This is a genomic window from Streptomyces sp. NPDC057939, from assembly GCF_042887545.1.
Classification (GTDB): Bacteria; Actinomycetota; Actinomycetes; order Streptomycetales; family Streptomycetaceae; genus Streptomyces.
On record NZ_JBHVPG010000021.1, the window covers coordinates 86,134 to 100,908 of the forward strand.

The following is a 14,775-nucleotide window of genomic DNA, read 5'->3' on the forward strand; positions in this document are numbered from 1 at the left end:
CCTGACCGCCTGGAAGTCCCGCATGACTCTCGTAGGCGCGTCCCGCGACCCAGCTCTCGTAGCGCGAACGAAAGAGTTGGACCCCGAAAGCCGGGAAGGCAAGGCGTTGCTGAACGAGCTCGCCGAGCGGGCGGTGAGCCTCGCCGGAGCCAACAGGAAGCGCGAGCACGGCACCCACCTGCACACGCTCTCCGAGGCCGTCGACCGCGGGGAGCCCCTACCTCTCGGCACGCCCAACCGCGACCTGGCCGACATGGCCGCGTACAAGATGGCGATGGTCGGCTTCGACACGGTTGCCATCGAGCGGTTCGTCGTCGTGGACGAGCTCGGCGTAGGCGGCACCTTCGATCGCCTGCTGCACTACTCCGGTCCAGGGCCTGACGGCCGTCACTTCGAGGGACTGCTGATCGGAGACCTGAAGACGGGATCGGTCCAGTACGGCGGCCTCAAGATGGCCAGCCAGCTCGCCGTATACGCCCATGGCGAGCGCTACGACCACACCCGCTTCCCCGTGGACGGACGCGACAAGAAGGCCCTGGCCACGTGGCGGAAGACCTCCGTGCCGGCCGACGAGGCCATGACCGCCTACGCCGACACAGCCGAGGTAAGCCGGGACTGGGGCGTGATCATTCATCTGCCCGCAGGGGAGGCGCAGTGCACCCTGTACTGGGCGAACCTGCGGATCGGGTGGGAGGCCGCACTCCTCGCAGGTGACATCCGGCGCATGCGCGCAACTCGGGGGGCGCTCGCCGCGTTCGGGGGTTCAGCCCAGCGGATCGTTTGATATAGTGTAACTACACACCGGGGAGGCCCGGTCGTCACACGAGGGGAAACAGCGATGCCCGAAGAGGCCCTGTCGATCACCATCAAAGTCCCGTGCGGGGAAGGCGAGACCGCCCCGCAGGTTGCCTTCAGGGGCAACGCGAGCGGCCTTCGCGAGGAGCTCGGCTCCTTCTTCGGGCTTGAAAGTAAGAGTGTTACTACCCTCACTCTCCACGAGATTCTCGTCGAGGTCAGCCAGCTCGCCAGGAGCGCGGAGGCCATCTCCTCCGGCCTGGGTGCCCGCGTCGTCCCGCAGGCATCTGCGCCGACGCCCCCCGCGCCGCAGGGTGGCCCCGCAGGTAGCCCGGCCTCCGCCGTCCTGGAGCAGATCGCCGCATGCCAGACCGCCGATGAGTTGCGCCGCCTCTGGGCGGCCAACCAGGCCGCCTTCGCGGAGTCGGTTGTCATGGACGCCTGGAAGGCGCGCGGCCGAACACTTCAGGCGTCGTGATGGGCCGTCGACTGCTCGGCGCGGCTGTCGCCGTCGTCCTCGCTGCCGGGCCCTTGAAGCCCCGACACCTCCCCCACACCCCCTACCCCGTTCACCGAAAGAGTGGAGATCAGCACTAGTGACCCTGAACCTGAAGAACATCCCGACCCAGGCCGGCGGCTGGTTCAAGCCGAAGGAGGCCCTCGATGCCGTCGCCATCCTCGTCGAGGTCTCGGCGTGGGATCGGCAGCGCCCGACGCCCAACGGTCCCAAGGACAGTGCTCTCGCCACCGTATCGATCTTCCGGACCCCGGAGCAGCTCTCGTCGCTGACCCCCGAGGTCTCGCAGGGGATGCGGATCGAACAGACCGTCCTCGCTCGTGACCTGGAAACGATGGTCGGTAGCGCCGTGCTTGTCACCGTCGCCCAGATCCCGCCGACGAAGCCTGGAGCCAACCCGGCCTGGGTCTGGCGCCAGGTCAACGACATGGCCACCCGAGCCCAGGTCATCGCGTACGCAGAGCAGCGCGACAAGGCCGTAGAAGCCGCGGTGACCGCAGCGCCCAACTTCGACTGACAGATCGGCCAACAGGAGGGGGCGGCCTCAACGTCGCCCCCTCCCCTTCACGATTGGAGCCGATCAAGTGCTCACCCCTGGACGGTCCTTGACCCTCCACGCTGAAGCGGGCCGCGAACTCCCCAGAATCGCCGCGTTCGAGGCCCTCTACAACATCGGTTGCCGGCCCCGTCAGGGCGAAGTCATCATGATCGCGGGGCGGTCGGGAACCCAGAAGTCCGGCCTGGCGCTCTACTGGGTCGCTCAGATGAACCTTCCTACCCTGTACTTCTCGGCGGACATGTCTGCCTTCACAGCCTCTTCCCGCCTGGCGAGCATGGCTACGGGGGACACGACCGAGATGGTCGAGGCGGGCATGGCGGCAGGTGGCCGGCACCGTCAGGAGTACCTGTCTGCCCTCGCCGATAGCCGCATCACCTTCTCCTTCGGTAGCCCGATTGCCTGGAAGAACGTGGACGAGGAGCTGGAGGCGTACATCGAACTCTGGGACGCCTATCCGCAAGTCATGGTGTTCGACAACCTCATGGACTTCGAAGGCTCGGAGTCCGACTACACCGAGCAGATGGCCGTGATGAGCGGCCTTACCGAGCTGGCCCGCGCGACAGGCGCGACTGTGATCGTCCTGCACCACGCCTCCGACAAGAGCTGGGAGGCCAAGAGCGACCCGTGGGCCCCACCGTCCCGCGATCAAGTCAAGGGCGGGTTGAGTGAGAAGCCTGAGCTCTCGCTCTCCGTGGCACTTGACCCGTCCAGCCTCGAATACCGCATCGCCGTGATCAAGCAGCGCATGGGGCCGTCCGATCCCACAGCCCGCCGGTACGCCACCCTGCGCTGCCACCCAGACGTCACCCAGTTTTCCGCCCTCGCACCACGCCAGTGGTCCCCTCTCGACGCCTTGAAGCAGTGAGGAATGTAAGAGTTGACTGACGTGAAGGCGCGGAACCGCCGAAACAAACGCCGAGGAGCCGACTGGGAGTCGGAGCTCCGCGACCAGCTACGCGCGACAGGCGTCGACATCGAGCGCCTCCGCCTCACCGGCAAGGACGACGAAGGCGATCACGTCGTTCGGCGCCCAGGCGGACGCCCGCTCGTGATCGAAGCGAAGAACGCGGTCTTCGAACCCAGCACCTTCGTCCGCGAGGCCCTGCGCGAGCGGGACAACTACGCCCGCCATCGTGGGCTGGACCCCTCCGGCGTGGATGCCGTGGCCATCGTCCGACGCCGTGGCGCGAGCTGGCGCGACGCCTACGTCCTCACCACGGTGTCCGAGTATTTCGGCCTCTCTCGCGAGGCCGAACGGTGAGGCAGTTCGAGGAGATGGCCGAGCACCGCCGTCTGACGAGGGAGCTCTCTGACCTCCTGGGCGAGTCCGAGCCCGATGGGCTCGACGACCTCGGATGGGACCGGCAGGCCACTCACTTTCGCGGGCGGAGGGTCGCGTGAGGCTTCGCAACATCGGCCGGCAAGACCGCGAGGACCAGCCGAAGCCCGACTTGGCTGCGGTCCTGGAGCACTACGGGGTCTCGATGACTCGGACCGGCATGGTCGCCTGCCCGCTGCACGAGGACCGCACCCCCTCGTGCTCCGTGGACGAGGACAAGGGCCTCTGGAAGTGCCACAGCTGCGGCCACGGCGGCGATTCGTACAACCTGATCATGCAGAAGGAGAGCACCACCTTTGTCGGAGCGCGAACCCTTGCGGCCTCTCTCGGCCTCCCAGCGGACGATGTTGGAGGAGGCGACGAACGCCTATCAGGCAGCTCTTACGGCGGACGCCGCCCGCTACCTGGCCGACCGAGGGATCGGCGAGGAGGAGGTGGCTACGTTCCGGCTTGGCGTCGTCGCTGATCCTCTGCCCGGCCACGGCCGCTACCGCGGAATGCTGGCGATCCCCTACCTCGGGCACGACGGGCACACCCTGACCGTCCGCTTCCGCTGCCTCGAAGACCACGACCACCGCGCCTTGGGCCACGGGAAGTACAACACGATGCCCGGCGATCCGCCCCGCATCTACGGAGTCGACTCCATCCACCAGGCCGGAGACGAGATCCATCTCAGCGAGGGTGAACTCGATCGGATCATCCTGCGGAAGGTCGGCTTCCACGCCGCAGGCGCCCCCGGTGCCGAGATGTTCTTCGGCCGACACCGCCGGATGCTCGCCGGATTCTCCCGTGTCTGGCACTGGCCCGACCCCGACGAGGGTGGGGCACGCATGGCCGCCAAGGTGAGCCGAGGTCTACGTACCGCCGCCTCCGTACGCCTTCGGGCCGGGGACGTCACCGAAACCTACAAGGCCGGCGGCGCCCAAGCCCTCTACGACCTCTACGAGAAGGAGAAGTCCAAGTGACCGAGAAGCCCCCCGTGAAGCGGCAGCCGCGGAGGCCGGACCCGACCACCGCCGTGCTGGCCGAAGTGCGTGCCGAGCGCAAGGTGCTGCCCGACGAGGACCGCCCGCTGAGCGGAGGACTCCGGCCCGACCGAGCCCGCCTGCACTACCGCCGCGAAGCCGATCGCTGGGCCGAGATCGCCTTCGCCCGTTCACTGGCAGATCATCCCGGCTGGGATGCCGAGCTCCTGGCCGTGCTCAATGCGGCCATCGCCACAGCGGATTCTGCGACCGCTCGCGCCGGACTCATCCAGGTGGCCGCCCTGGCGACGGCCGCCGTCGAGCAGCTCGACCAGGGAACGGCATGAGCAGCCCGTTGCCGGGGCGTCCCGGTCCGAGCCTGCTGGCGATCTGGGAAGCCCTGGATGGCCGCGAACGCGAAGCCTTCGAACGCCACCTCCTCCAGGACACGGCCGCCGAGGACCTCGTCTGGATTCTCGACCGATACGGGCACCGAGTGTCCGCCTCGACCATCCGCACCTACCGGCGCCGTCTGCGCCAGGAAGGGGTGACCGCCCTTGAGCGACACCCTGCTTGATGAACTCCTCTCCAAGCCCGTAGGCCCGTCCTTCCCGGCCCGCCAGGTCGACCCCGACCGGGACTACACCCGGCAGATCGAGGTGACCGGAGACACGGCCGAGGTCACCGTTCGAGGCCCTCAGGGAATCGATTCCGAATCGACAGCGGCCGACGTTCTCCGCGCACACCAGCTCGACCCCGCCGAGTGGGAAGTCACGGCATTCCGCTCCTCCGAGTGGACGATGCCGGGCGGTGAGACTGGCGTCTCCGCCCGCTTCAACTTTGGCCAGCGCAAGGGCATGTCGGCCGAGCGACCCAGCGTCGATGAGCTACTGACGGTCTTCGACCGGCATACCCCGCCCGTACGTACCGCCCTGGACACCGAGGGCGAGTGGACGTACATAGTGGCCCTCGGGGATACCCAGTTCGGCAAGATCGACGGGGACGGACCCGAGGGCACCCTTCGGCGCGCGATGGAGTGCATTGACAAGGCAGCCGACCTGCTGTCCGACTACCGCAAGCGCTTCAAGATTGAGCACGCACACCTGGCCTGGCTCGGTGATCATGTCGAGGGGTTCGTCTCCCAGGGTGGCGCGAACACATGGCGTACTCAGCTCACCCTCACCGAACAGATCCGCCTCACCCGGCGCCTGATGTCTTACGCCATCATCAGGTTCGCTCCGCTGGTCGCACGACTGACCGTCGTTGCCGTCCCTGGCAACCACGGCGAGGCAGTGAGGCCGGGCGGTAAGGGCGTGACCCGGTACGACGACAGCCACGACACCGACGCCCTGATCTCCGTGAGCGAGGCCCTGGCCCTCGCGGGCGAGGAGTTCGCTCACGTTGAGGTGTACGTGCCGGACACTGACGAACTGACGGTGACGGTCGAGTGCTCGGGAACCATCGTGGTCCACGCCCACGGGCACCAGTGGCGGCCGGGCAAGCACTTCGAGTGGTGGCGCGGCCAGGCGTTCGACAAGACCAGCGCCCTGCACACCGCAGATCTGCTCCTCGCTGCCCACCTGCACCACGAGTTCGTGGACACCGACGGCCCCCGGACGTTCATCCAGATCCCGGCCATGGAGTCCGAGTCGACCTGGTGGCGACACCGCACCGGTACCCGAGGTGCGCCGGGCCTGATGGTCATGGTCACCAAGGCCGGCCAGGTGCCGGTCAAGGAGGTGGTCCGATGAACCTGAATCTCGCCGATCTCGAATCAGCCGAAGCTCACGCAGCGGTCGACTGGTCCGTGCTTGCCGAGCCGCAGGTGGACAGCGTGGCCAAGGCCGTAGCCCGCGGATTCGCCCGCGACTACGGGCTGACCCTGGAGTACGACGACGCCTTCCAGGAGGCCGTCCTCGTATGCGCCGAACGATCTCTTGACGTCCGGCGCATCCTCTCCGAGTCCGGTCCCGGCCTACTGCACCGCTGGCTGTCCCAGCGACTTCGCGACCGCTGGCTCACCGAGGCCCGACACCGCGCCGGCCACACCTCGTACGAAGCCGCCCAGCAGGTCGTCGGAAGCGGTGAACGGTGAGCGGCTACGACCGGCGGCTTGTCGAACACCTTCTGCCGGCCGTCTGGGACACCGAGGCCGCGTACGGCATTCGAAACCCCACCGCTCCTGACGCCGACATGCCGAAGGGCACGGTCGACAAGAAGGCCGCGGGGACCCTGTTCGCGCATCTCGCGGACATCCGCGCAGGATGGGTGACTGCCCCCCTCTCCGTGGGCGAGCGCCAGGCCCTCCTACTCCGGTACGGAGCCGATATTCACGACGACGAGGCCGGAGTTCTCCAGGGCGTGACCGGACGCGCAGTGCGATACCGGCGCGAGCGGGGAGTGGGCAAGATCGCGGCGCACCTGAACGGCCATGAGTACGTTGATGGATACGACGAGCTGCTGCCTGAGGAAGAACAGTAGGCACCCGCGCCCCGGAGACCGTGAGCGCCTCCGGGGCGCACCGTCGTGCGACCGACAAGACCGCCCGTCACGGACTGGTGAGATCCTTCATCATTACCGCGTAGACCGGCGAGTCCGCGAACGGCTGGTTCTCTCCGACCTTGCTGTAACCCCATTCCTCGTACATCGCTTGAAGTCGGGGACGCTTGGTGTCAACGGTGAGGACGGCCCAGGCTTCCGGGCGCTCATCGAGGAGCGCATCGTGAAGGCGTGGTCCGAGTCCGGTCTTTCGCCACTTCGGGCGGACCATGAGCTCCGACACGGAGAACGTGGCTGCGTTCTCGGGCGGGGTCTCAAGATGCCCCTGCCACCACTCCCGCCCCGGCTCCGCAGGAGCTCCGTAAGAGAACCCGACCGGCACCTCCCCGTCCCAGGCGATGACGCACGAAAAGGCCGGGTTCTCGCCCCAGTGGCCCACAAACCACGGGAACCGCTGCACGAACTCCTCGTGTCGGCGATCCGCGTACGCGTCCTCGTGTACGTCCAGGAGCGTCTGCCGGATGTCGCCGAGGTCACCGTGTCCGTAGCGCTTTATCTCGGTGGTCACGCAGTTCTCCATTCAGTGCGGTAGCGGTCTGCCCACTCTCGTGCCACCTGGGCGGAGGGGGCAACCGTGAACAGGTTGCGGTGGAAGTCTCCGAGCATCGTCCGCAGGCGTCCCGGAAGGGGATCTCCGGCCATCAGGTCGAAAGCACCTCCGGTAGTCGCGCACGCCTGTTCCACCTCCCCCTGACGGAGCTGGGCAACCGCAAGCCTGACCATGGTCATCGACCGGTTTCGCCGCAGCTCCTTGGGCAGAGACGCTAGTGCCCGGTGTGACGCCGCTTCAGCATCGGCCGGCTTACCCAGTAGTTCGTGGATGATCGCCGTGAGCGCCGCCAGTTCAGCAGGTCCGTAGAATCCGATCCACGGCGGGCGCGGTGTGGCCGGATCGGCTTTCGCAAGGGCGACCTCGGCGTAGCGCAGCGAGCGCAGCGCGGGTTTGTGGTCGCCGCACGATGCGTGTCCAATCGCGGTGCGAGCGTGAGCAAGGGACGAGAGCATCGGGTCGCGGCGAGCCGCTGTAGTGGCCTGTGCGGCTTGCGAAGCTGCAAGCCCCTCGCCGTACTCGTGTCGCTGATGCGCGAGCATCGCGCTCGAATTCCACACCCGAAGCTGTGCTACAGGGTCCTGAGCCATGCCGGCCATACGAAGGGCCTCGGCCAGATGTGACCGAGCTCGATCAAGTTGCCTGGCGTCGATGCAAGACCAGGCTGCGGACGCAGTGTAGTGCGCCCCCAACGACAACAGGCGTTGCCGCACAGTCTGCGACGCGGCATTCTGCTGCAACCCAACCGCTTCCGCTGCCCCCGCGAGCGCGGCCTTCTCCAGCGCCGAGTGCCCTCCCCGGGTCTGGTCAAGATCCGTCAGCGCAGCCATGCCGTCACGTAGTCGGAGCACATCCGACATCCCCACCGTCCGTCTCACCGCGGACCCGGAGAGGGGACTGAGGAGGAGGCCGGTGGTGAGGTTGCAGAAAGAGCGGCGGAGCACGGGGTCCTCCGGTGGTACGGCGGTTGCGGTTGATGCGAACCCTAATTCCGTGATCGGGCATTGGAATACCTGCTCAAGCGCAGCCCGCGTGCGACCGATGGGGCGCGTAGTCGCTCCGCTGATCAGGTTCCGTACCGATCGCGCCGAGACTTCCCCCGGCCGACCGGTGATCCTCAGGAGCGCATCGTTCATCTGACGTGCCAACTCGTCTTGCTTGAGCCCCAGATCGGCCATCCGCGCGCGTAAGACAGCGTTTTCGACCATGCACCGAAAGTAGCCTTGCGCTAACTCTCCGGTCTACCCGATTTGCAAAGCGCGCGTAAAGTTTTCCGCCACGGCGCGTTGCCTCGGCAGGCAACCTTTCCTGTTTCGTCACGCCGGACGGTCGTTTACTGGGCACAGCCGACCGGGGCTTCGAGGATCTCGGGCGGCATCCCCCAGCAGCGGGTCGCGGATACTTCCTGCCACCCTGCGGCCCGCTGCACCCCGCCGGAGAGGAGCGACCGTGTCCAGCGCCTCCGAATCGCCTCGCAACCGCAACGTCAGCGGACGTACGCGTACCCCACCCGAGTCCCAGCCCGCGGCACCTAGCCGGTCGTTGCGCCTCCGTGCGGCTAACGGCTGGAGGAAGTTCATGCTGGGTGCCGAGTTCGCCATCGAGCCGGAGATCAGGGCGTGAAGGCGCGTCCGCGACCCGCCTCCCATCGGGGCCTCCCGGCCTGGCTCCACGAGGGCGCTCGCGTCTTCGATCCGGCCCGCGACCGCGAAGCCATCGTGCAGTTCATCGGCGAGTACGAAGACCCCTCCACGCGGCGGGTCATGCCGTGCGCTGTCTTCCTCCGGCCCGAGGGCGGGGGTACGGAGTGGATCGTCACCCCTGAGGCCCTCAGGCCGGCGGACGGGCGGTAACTCGTGCGTCAGCGCATTGCTGTCCTGCTCTACGTAGCCATGACTAGCGCGGTTGTCTTCGCCTTGGCTGCGGCCGGCACGAGCGGCCGTTGACGACCGATATCAGCTTCCCGCGTTCGACCGAGCCGGGACCGACAAGAGAAGGGAACGTGCCATGGGCGCGACCATCGACACCGAGACCGAGAACCCTGCGGTCACCACGAGCGACACCGAGATCGTCGAGAAGCCGGACGGTGACGAGAACGGCCACGGAATTGCCGGGCCGCTCGACGCGCGCGACATCCTCGCCGCGTAGCACCGCCACGATCACCGCCCCGGTCGGCATGTTCCGCTCGTTTCGAACACGTTCCCCCCTCGGAGCAAGCGGCGCCGGCCGGGGCGGGCCAGGCCCCCCACGCAGCCATCCCCTTGACCTCGCAGGAGGAGCAATGTCCACTCATCGCTTAGCCGTTCGCAGTTTTCTTGGCGGCCCCAACCTCGCCCCGGCCGACCTGGCCATGGTCCTCCTCGTTCGCGAAGACGACGACGACAAGCCGCGACCGATGCCCACGGTCACGGTCCGGGAGATTGGGGGGATGGTGAAGGCCCTGGAGTCCTTCGGCGTGGGGTCGGTCAAAATCTTCGCGGGCTCACGAGTCCGGGACTCCCGCGCGTCCCAGGGCGCCTCCCCCACCAGCCTCATGGCCCGAGCCATCAAGGCGGTGAAGCGAGCGGCTCCCAAGGTGCTCGTGATGACCGAGACATGCGTCTGCTCCCACAACGACAGCGGGGAGTGCTGGCTCGCCGACAAGGGCGGACGCATCGACGTCGAAGAAACGATCGAGGCCCTGGGGTTCCAGGCGATCATGCAGGCGGAGGCCGGAGCGGACATCGTCGGACCGGCGTCGATGATCCCCGACTCGGTGCGCTGGATACGCCAGGAACTCGACGGGGCCGGGCACCAAGGCGTAGGCATCATGCCGCACCTGATCTTCGAGTCCTCCCTCTACGAGGGCTACCGGACCTCCATGGGAGCCGTTCCGCGCTCGGGCTCCCGCGCCTTTCAGATCAACCCTGCCCACCCCGATCAGGCCGTTCACGTGGCACAGCAGATGGTGGAGGAGGGCGCGGACATGATCCTCACGGAACCCGCCCTGCACACCGTCGACACCCTCGTGCAACTGAAGGACAAGGTTGCCGTGCCCATCGTCCCGTTCTCCGTGTCCGGCGAATACCTGCGCCTGACCGACCGCCGCGACGACGGGGAGCGCGACGTCAAGGGTTTGATCGAGTCGTACACCGTCCTGAAGCGCGCGGGAGCCGCGCGCATCGTCACCTATGGTGCGCTGGATATCGCACGCGCACTCAAGCCTTCCTGATCTCCGCCAGGATGCCGGCCGCGCCGTGACCGATCAGATCAGCCGCAACGCAGGCCCCGAGCTTCTCGGGAGCGTCAACCGGCCCCTCACCCGCCGCACTGACCTGCTTCGTACCGTCCAGGGACGTCACGGTGGCAGACAGATACAGCAGGCCGTCAACACCGATTCGGCCCCAGGCCCCGACCGGCACAGAGCAGCCGCCGTGGAGTTCGGCAAGGAGGGCTCGCTCAGCCTTCACGCACGCATCGACGAGCGGGTCTCCCGTTGCCGCTAGCAGCCTGGCCGCCGGGGAGTCGACTCGAACCTGGATGCCGAGCGCGCCCTGCCCTGGTGACGGGGGGAAGACCGTCGGGTCGAACACCTCGCGCACGGCCGGCATCAGGTCGAGGCGGTTTAGGCCAGCCGCCGCCAGAACCACGGCGTCGAGTCCGCCCTTCGCGCTCTTCGCGAGGCGACCAGGGACGTTTCCGCGGATCGGTTCGACCCTTAGGTCCGGGCGGAGCGCGAGGAGCTGGGCCACGCGGCGCGGGGCGCCGGTCCCGACTCGGGCGCCCTTGGGGAGACCCGCGAGAGTCGAGCCGCACAGCACGTCCCGCACGTCTTCGCGCGGGCCGGGGGTGGTCAGCAGGACTGTGCCCTCGTGCACCGAGGTGGGGAGGTCTTTCAGCGAGTGCACGATCACGTCGACCTGGCCGGTGACGAGGGCCGCCTCCTGGTTTGTGGAGAACGCCGACCCGCCGGCCGTCTTGGCGACCTCGGCCAGGGTGGGTGTGACGCGGTCCTGATCCCCGCCTTCGAGGATGACCTCCCGCCGGAATGTCACGTTCGGGAACTGCTCGGCAACGGGCGCGAGCCACTCCGCGACCTGCCTCCGAGCCAGCTTGCTCGCCCGGGAACCGATCCGCACTACATCGCCCATTCGGGTCAACTCCTCGCCACAGACGGCTTGTTGACGGCCAATCGTACTTGCACCAGAAGCATGCAGTTTCCGACAGATTGTCACCAAAGGAGAGGTCCACGATGAGGACACCCCTACGCATCGGCGCTCGCGCTTCGCGGATGTCTCTCGCGCAGTCCGCCTCCCTACTGGCCGCCCTCGCACCGGACGCGATGCTCCTCCGCCCCTTCTCCGGCGAAGGTGGAGACCGCGAGGACAACCGCGCCACCTTGGAGTCGGACGGCGTCTTCTCCCAGGAGATCGAATCCGCCCTCCTCGCCGGAGAGATCGACGTGGCCGTCCACTGCCTCAAGGACGCACCCACGCATGACACGCCGGGTCTCACCATGGCGGCCTACGTCCGCCGCGACGACATCCGCGACTGCCTCGTCACCCGGGACCCTGCCGACACACTCGACACGCTACTCCCCGGCGCAACCGTAGGCACGGCCTCTATCCGCCGCTCGACGGCCGTACGGACCTATCGCCCGGACCTTGAGGTCACCCCCCTGCGCGGGCCCGTCTACAGCCGCCTGGAGGCCCTGTTCAGTCGGGAGGTTGACGCGCTGATCGTGGCCACGTGCTCGATGGAGCGCCTTGGGCTGCGCCACCGCATCGGCGAACGCATCAGCCCCGAGATCATCTGCCCGCCGCTCGGCGCAGCGATCATCGCCCTCCAGACCCGCGAGGACGACATGGAGACCCGTAGGCGCATCTCGAAACTCCATCATCTGGAGACAGAAGTCGAAGCTGAGGCGGAGCGCCTCGTGCTGCGACAGATGGGCGGCTTCTGCAACGCCCCACTGGCCGGGTACGTCAAGACCAACGACGACGGCAATGAGGTCACCTACACCGTTCGGGCGCGAGCGTTCTCGGCCGAGCCGGCAATCGCGATCGACGTCCGGCTCACCGGGGCGGACGCCACGAAGACAGCGCTCGCGGTCTGCCAGCAGCTCAGGAGCCACGGCGCCCTGGACATCAGCACGGCGGGATGAGAGAACGTGGGACGCATCAAGAGGTACGGCAAGGATCGTCTGCGCTCGCTCGAAAGCGGCGTGCCGGCGCCCCGCGGCGCCTCGCAAGAGGAGCGGGACCGGGCCGCCCTGCGGGTCGCAGGCCACGCGGACTCATGGGCTGACTGCCTGGAACTGCTGGATGCACTCGGCCTTGAGCCCGAACGGCTTCTCCAGCTTGGCCACGAGCGGCCCCTGCGTACAAATGGCGCAGTGGCAGAGATCACATCGAGGGATCAGGGTGAGGAGGATCCCTGCTGTCCGGCAGGTTGACCAGCGCTAAGACCGGCCTCAGCGACTGGTGCCACGCGTTGGCCGCATGACCAACGCGTGACCATCAGCACCCGTAAGTAGCCCGAAACACTGAGATCAGGGCATGAACGGACGGGGTTGACCCAACCCCCTAACAACAAGGAAACCCCAGCTCAGAGGGCCCATAGTGCGCCAATGCGGCCGGGGGTGGCGGCCTCGGTCGTCCTCCTCTCCGGCACATCCTCCCGCGCACCCTGCCACGCACCGGCCCGATCCGGCCACGAGGCATCGCGGGACATCACCGGACACCGCCGGACGGCCCGGCCGGCGCGACACAACTCATCCTTTCGGCTCTCTTCCGGGTGAAATCCCCGCACGGGTACGACACTCCCCGCCCGAGGTGGCTAGCGTGGCGGTACACCCCCGCCACGCCCCGAGGAGACCTCCGCTGTCCAGCCACCTTCCGGCACAGGTCCGCGGCACGGCCTCCGGCCCCGGGCCGGCGCGCTTCAACTCCCTGACCCCCGAAGCCGCCCAGGCGGCCCTGCTGCACTGCTGCGGCAGCCGGCGTTGGGCGCACCGGGTGGCCACCCACCGCCCCTACCCGGACACCGCCTCGCTGCTCGCGGCCGCGGAGGAGGCCTCGTACGACATGTCGCAGGCCGACCTGACCGAGGCACTGGCCGCGGAGACCTCGGCCGAGCTCGGACACGGGGCCCCGTACGCGGCGATGCTGGCCCTGGACGCGGCCCGCGCCGAGTACGAGCGCACCTTCCGGCACGCCTTCGTGATCTGCCTGGACGGCCACCCGCCGGAGGAGCAGGTGGACCAGCTGCTGGCCGCGATCCGCCGGAGAATGGCTCACGAGATCGACGAGGAACGCTCGATCTCGGCCGAGGAACTGCGCCTCGTCGCCCGCGGCCGGCTCGTCCGTCTGTTGGAAAGGTTGCCCTCGCTGCCGGACGGCTCGACCGGGACGGTCCCCGACGGTGGACCAAATGAGGCTGATTTCGGGCTATTCGCCCCTGTGGGATAGTCCGTCCGTGCCTGTTTGATCACACCGATGGCCCCCGCGCAAGGGAACCGACAAAGCGTCGCTACGATGTCCGGGGCCGGAGGACCGTACCCGGCCGGGCCCGACCGACAAAGAAGCCGGCTGGCCCCCGCCCCGCTTCCGGAGGGTTTTCCGTGCCGGCTGGAACGTTGTACCGCGGCCGGGAAGGAATGTGGTCCTGGGTGGCTCATCGAGTCACCGGCGTCCTCATCTTCTTCTTCCTGTTCGTACACGTCCTCGACACCGCTCTCGTCCGCGTCTCCCCCGAGGCGTACGACGATGTCGTGGCTACCTACAAGACTCCGATCGTCGCGCTGCTGGAGTACGGCCTCGTCGCCGCAATCCTGTTCCACGCGCTCAACGGTCTCCGTGTCATCGCTGTGGACTTCTGGTCCCAGGGTCCCCGTCACCAGAAGAAGATGCTCTGGACCGTCGTGGGCGTCTGGGTCGTACTGATGATCGGGGCGCTGTACCCCGTCCTCGGCCACGCCTACCTCGAACTGTTCGGGAAGTGACACGCATGTCTTCTGACACTTCTTTCGAAAAGGGCATCGGCGACGTCGAGGGCGTGTCCCTCTACGACGTCGACAACCCGGCGCCGTACATCGAGGCCCCGCGCAAGCGGACCGGCAAGACCCCGCGCTCGACGCGGGGCAACTTCGAGATGGTCGCGTGGCTCTTCATGCGCCTCTCGGGCATCGTCCTGGTCGTGCTCGTCATCGGGCACCTGCTCATCCAGCTGGTGCTGGACGGCGGCGTCTCCAAGATCGGCTTCGCCTTCGTGGCGGGCCGCTGGGCGTCCCCGTTCTGGCAGATCTGGGATCTGCTGATGCTGTGGCTGGCCATGCTGCACGGCGCGAACGGTCTGCGTACCGTCATCAACGACTACGCGGAGCGCGCCAACACGCGGCTGTGGCTGAAGGGCCTGCTCTACGCCGCCACGGTGTTCACCATCCTTCTGGGCACGCTGGTGATCTTCACCTTCGACCCGAACATCCGCTAGGCAACGGGGCTGAGGCGAATC

The 14,775-nt window shown here is 67.6% G+C and carries 21 protein-coding genes; 18 read left to right on the plus strand and 3 right to left on the minus strand.

Annotated features, from left to right (window positions below; all coding sequences use genetic code 11):
• Nucleotides 1-106 precede the first annotated feature (106 nt).
• From ACFVS6_RS22830 to ACFVS6_RS22885, 12 genes are all read left to right on the plus strand, one after another.
• Complete coding sequence (locus tag ACFVS6_RS22830; protein ID WP_389706329.1) at nt 107-784, plus strand: hypothetical protein; 678 nt, start codon at nt 107-109, stop codon at nt 782-784.
• A gap of 54 nt (nt 785-838) precedes the next feature.
• Nucleotides 839-1,273, plus strand: coding sequence for a hypothetical protein (locus ACFVS6_RS22835; protein ID WP_389706331.1), 435 nt, complete (start codon nt 839-841; stop codon nt 1,271-1,273).
• Between the two features lie 118 nt (nt 1,274-1,391).
• A complete protein-coding gene (locus tag ACFVS6_RS22840; protein WP_389706333.1) occupies nt 1,392-1,829 on the plus strand; it encodes a hypothetical protein in 438 nt (145 codons plus the stop codon).
• An 88-nt stretch (nt 1,830-1,917) separates the two neighbouring features.
• A complete protein-coding gene (locus ACFVS6_RS22845) occupies nt 1,918-2,736 on the plus strand; it encodes an AAA family ATPase (protein ID WP_389706335.1) in 819 nt (272 codons plus the stop codon).
• A 21-nt stretch (nt 2,737-2,757) separates the two neighbouring features.
• Entirely contained in the window at nt 2,758-3,132 is a 375-nt protein-coding gene (locus ACFVS6_RS22850; RefSeq protein ID WP_389706420.1) for a hypothetical protein, read from the plus strand.
• 238 nt (nt 3,133-3,370) lie between these two features.
• Nucleotides 3,371-3,676 carry a CHC2 zinc finger domain-containing protein gene (locus ACFVS6_RS22855; protein WP_389706422.1) on the plus strand — a complete coding sequence of 102 codons (306 nt, stop codon included), beginning with the start codon at nt 3,371-3,373 and terminating at the stop codon, nt 3,674-3,676.
• A complete protein-coding gene (locus ACFVS6_RS22860) occupies nt 3,558-4,175 on the plus strand; it encodes a topoisomerase (RefSeq protein ID WP_389706424.1) in 618 nt (205 codons plus the stop codon). Before ACFVS6_RS22855 ends, ACFVS6_RS22860 begins: the two co-directional genes overlap by 119 nt.
• Nucleotides 4,172-4,522, plus strand: coding sequence for a hypothetical protein (locus ACFVS6_RS22865; protein WP_389706337.1), 351 nt, complete (start codon nt 4,172-4,174; stop codon nt 4,520-4,522). The genes ACFVS6_RS22860 and ACFVS6_RS22865 overlap by 4 nt, the downstream gene beginning before the upstream one ends.
• A complete protein-coding gene (locus ACFVS6_RS22870) occupies nt 4,519-4,752 on the plus strand; it encodes a hypothetical protein (protein ID WP_389706339.1) in 234 nt (77 codons plus the stop codon). The genes ACFVS6_RS22865 and ACFVS6_RS22870 overlap by 4 nt, the downstream gene beginning before the upstream one ends.
• Nucleotides 4,733-5,926, plus strand: a complete 1,194-nt coding sequence (locus ACFVS6_RS22875) for a hypothetical protein (RefSeq protein ID WP_389706341.1) — start codon at nt 4,733-4,735, stop codon at nt 5,924-5,926. Before ACFVS6_RS22870 ends, ACFVS6_RS22875 begins: the two co-directional genes overlap by 20 nt.
• Complete coding sequence (locus tag ACFVS6_RS22880) at nt 5,923-6,270, plus strand: hypothetical protein (RefSeq protein WP_389706343.1); 348 nt, start codon at nt 5,923-5,925, stop codon at nt 6,268-6,270. The genes ACFVS6_RS22875 and ACFVS6_RS22880 overlap by 4 nt, the downstream gene beginning before the upstream one ends.
• Entirely contained in the window at nt 6,267-6,656 is a 390-nt protein-coding gene (locus ACFVS6_RS22885) for a hypothetical protein (RefSeq protein WP_389706345.1), read from the plus strand. The genes ACFVS6_RS22880 and ACFVS6_RS22885 overlap by 4 nt, the downstream gene beginning before the upstream one ends.
• Nucleotides 6,657-6,723: 67 nt before the next feature.
• Here ACFVS6_RS22885 and ACFVS6_RS22890 read toward each other — a convergent pair whose 3' ends face one another.
• Together ACFVS6_RS22890 and ACFVS6_RS22895 are read right to left on the minus strand one after the other, a co-directional pair.
• Entirely contained in the window at nt 6,724-7,254 is a 531-nt protein-coding gene (locus ACFVS6_RS22890) for a GNAT family N-acetyltransferase (protein ID WP_389706347.1), read from the minus strand.
• Complete coding sequence (locus ACFVS6_RS22895; protein ID WP_389706349.1) at nt 7,239-8,492, minus strand: XRE family transcriptional regulator; 1,254 nt, start codon at nt 8,490-8,492, stop codon at nt 7,239-7,241. The genes ACFVS6_RS22890 and ACFVS6_RS22895 overlap by 16 nt, the downstream gene beginning before the upstream one ends.
• A gap of 799 nt (nt 8,493-9,291) precedes the next feature.
• On the opposite strand from ACFVS6_RS22895, the gene ACFVS6_RS22900 reads away from it, so the two are divergent.
• Both ACFVS6_RS22900 and ACFVS6_RS22905 read left to right on the plus strand, forming a co-directional pair.
• Nucleotides 9,292-9,432, plus strand: a complete 141-nt coding sequence (locus tag ACFVS6_RS22900) for a hypothetical protein (protein WP_389706351.1) — start codon at nt 9,292-9,294, stop codon at nt 9,430-9,432.
• Between the two features lie 133 nt (nt 9,433-9,565).
• On the plus strand, nt 9,566-10,495 hold the full coding sequence (locus ACFVS6_RS22905) for a hypothetical protein (protein ID WP_389706352.1): 930 nt from the start codon (nt 9,566-9,568) through the stop codon (nt 10,493-10,495).
• Here the strand turns inward: ACFVS6_RS22905 and hemC (ACFVS6_RS22910) are convergent.
• Nucleotides 10,482-11,414: a hydroxymethylbilane synthase gene (hemC, locus tag ACFVS6_RS22910; protein WP_389706353.1), complete on the minus strand. Its 933-nt coding sequence runs from the start codon at nt 11,412-11,414 to the stop codon at nt 10,482-10,484. The genes ACFVS6_RS22905 and hemC (ACFVS6_RS22910) overlap by 14 nt on opposite strands.
• A gap of 101 nt (nt 11,415-11,515) precedes the next feature.
• Between hemC (ACFVS6_RS22910) and hemC (ACFVS6_RS22915) the strand changes: the two genes are divergently transcribed.
• The 4 genes from hemC (ACFVS6_RS22915) to ACFVS6_RS22930 all read left to right on the plus strand — a co-directional run bounded on the left by hemC (ACFVS6_RS22915) (nt 11,516) and on the right by ACFVS6_RS22930 (nt 14,754).
• Nucleotides 11,516-12,427: a hydroxymethylbilane synthase gene (hemC, locus tag ACFVS6_RS22915; protein WP_389706354.1), complete on the plus strand. Its 912-nt coding sequence runs from the start codon at nt 11,516-11,518 to the stop codon at nt 12,425-12,427.
• A gap of 679 nt (nt 12,428-13,106) precedes the next feature.
• Nucleotides 13,107-13,733 carry a 2-oxo-4-hydroxy-4-carboxy-5-ureidoimidazoline decarboxylase gene (locus ACFVS6_RS22920; RefSeq protein ID WP_389706356.1) on the plus strand — a complete coding sequence of 209 codons (627 nt, stop codon included), beginning with the start codon at nt 13,107-13,109 and terminating at the stop codon, nt 13,731-13,733.
• A gap of 152 nt (nt 13,734-13,885) precedes the next feature.
• Nucleotides 13,886-14,266 carry a succinate dehydrogenase, cytochrome b556 subunit gene (gene sdhC, locus ACFVS6_RS22925; protein WP_389706358.1) on the plus strand — a complete coding sequence of 127 codons (381 nt, stop codon included), beginning with the start codon at nt 13,886-13,888 and terminating at the stop codon, nt 14,264-14,266.
• Nucleotides 14,267-14,271: 5 nt separating this feature from the next.
• Nucleotides 14,272-14,754, plus strand: coding sequence for a succinate dehydrogenase hydrophobic membrane anchor subunit (locus tag ACFVS6_RS22930; protein ID WP_389706361.1), 483 nt, complete (start codon nt 14,272-14,274; stop codon nt 14,752-14,754).
• Nucleotides 14,755-14,775: the final 21 nt, after the last annotated feature.

What these genes read in the sequence shown, in the direction of transcription:
- ACFVS6_RS22835 (WP_389706331.1), top strand. Translation starts at nt 839, where the DNA reads ATGCCCGAAGAGGCCCTGTCGATCACCATCAAAGTCCCGTGCGGGGAA.
- ACFVS6_RS22855 (WP_389706422.1), top strand. Translation starts at nt 3,371, where the DNA reads ATGGTCGCCTGCCCGCTGCACGAGGACCGCACCCCCTCGTGCTCCGTG.
- ACFVS6_RS22870 (WP_389706339.1), top strand. Translation starts at nt 4,519, where the DNA reads ATGAGCAGCCCGTTGCCGGGGCGTCCCGGTCCGAGCCTGCTGGCGATC.
- ACFVS6_RS22880 (WP_389706343.1), top strand. Translation starts at nt 5,923, where the DNA reads ATGAACCTGAATCTCGCCGATCTCGAATCAGCCGAAGCTCACGCAGCG.
- ACFVS6_RS22890 (WP_389706347.1), bottom strand. Translation starts at nt 7,254, where the DNA reads ATGGAGAACTGCGTGACCACCGAGATAAAGCGCTACGGACACGGTGAC.
- ACFVS6_RS22895 (WP_389706349.1), bottom strand. Translation starts at nt 8,492, where the DNA reads ATGGTCGAAAACGCTGTCTTACGCGCGCGGATGGCCGATCTGGGGCTC.
- ACFVS6_RS22900 (WP_389706351.1), top strand. Translation starts at nt 9,292, where the DNA reads ATGGGCGCGACCATCGACACCGAGACCGAGAACCCTGCGGTCACCACG.
- ACFVS6_RS22905 (WP_389706352.1), top strand. Translation starts at nt 9,566, where the DNA reads ATGTCCACTCATCGCTTAGCCGTTCGCAGTTTTCTTGGCGGCCCCAAC.
- hemC (WP_389706353.1), bottom strand. Translation starts at nt 11,414, where the DNA reads ATGGGCGATGTAGTGCGGATCGGTTCCCGGGCGAGCAAGCTGGCTCGG.
- hemC (WP_389706354.1), top strand. Translation starts at nt 11,516, where the DNA reads ATGAGGACACCCCTACGCATCGGCGCTCGCGCTTCGCGGATGTCTCTC.
- ACFVS6_RS22930 (WP_389706361.1), top strand. Translation starts at nt 14,272, where the DNA reads ATGTCTTCTGACACTTCTTTCGAAAAGGGCATCGGCGACGTCGAGGGC.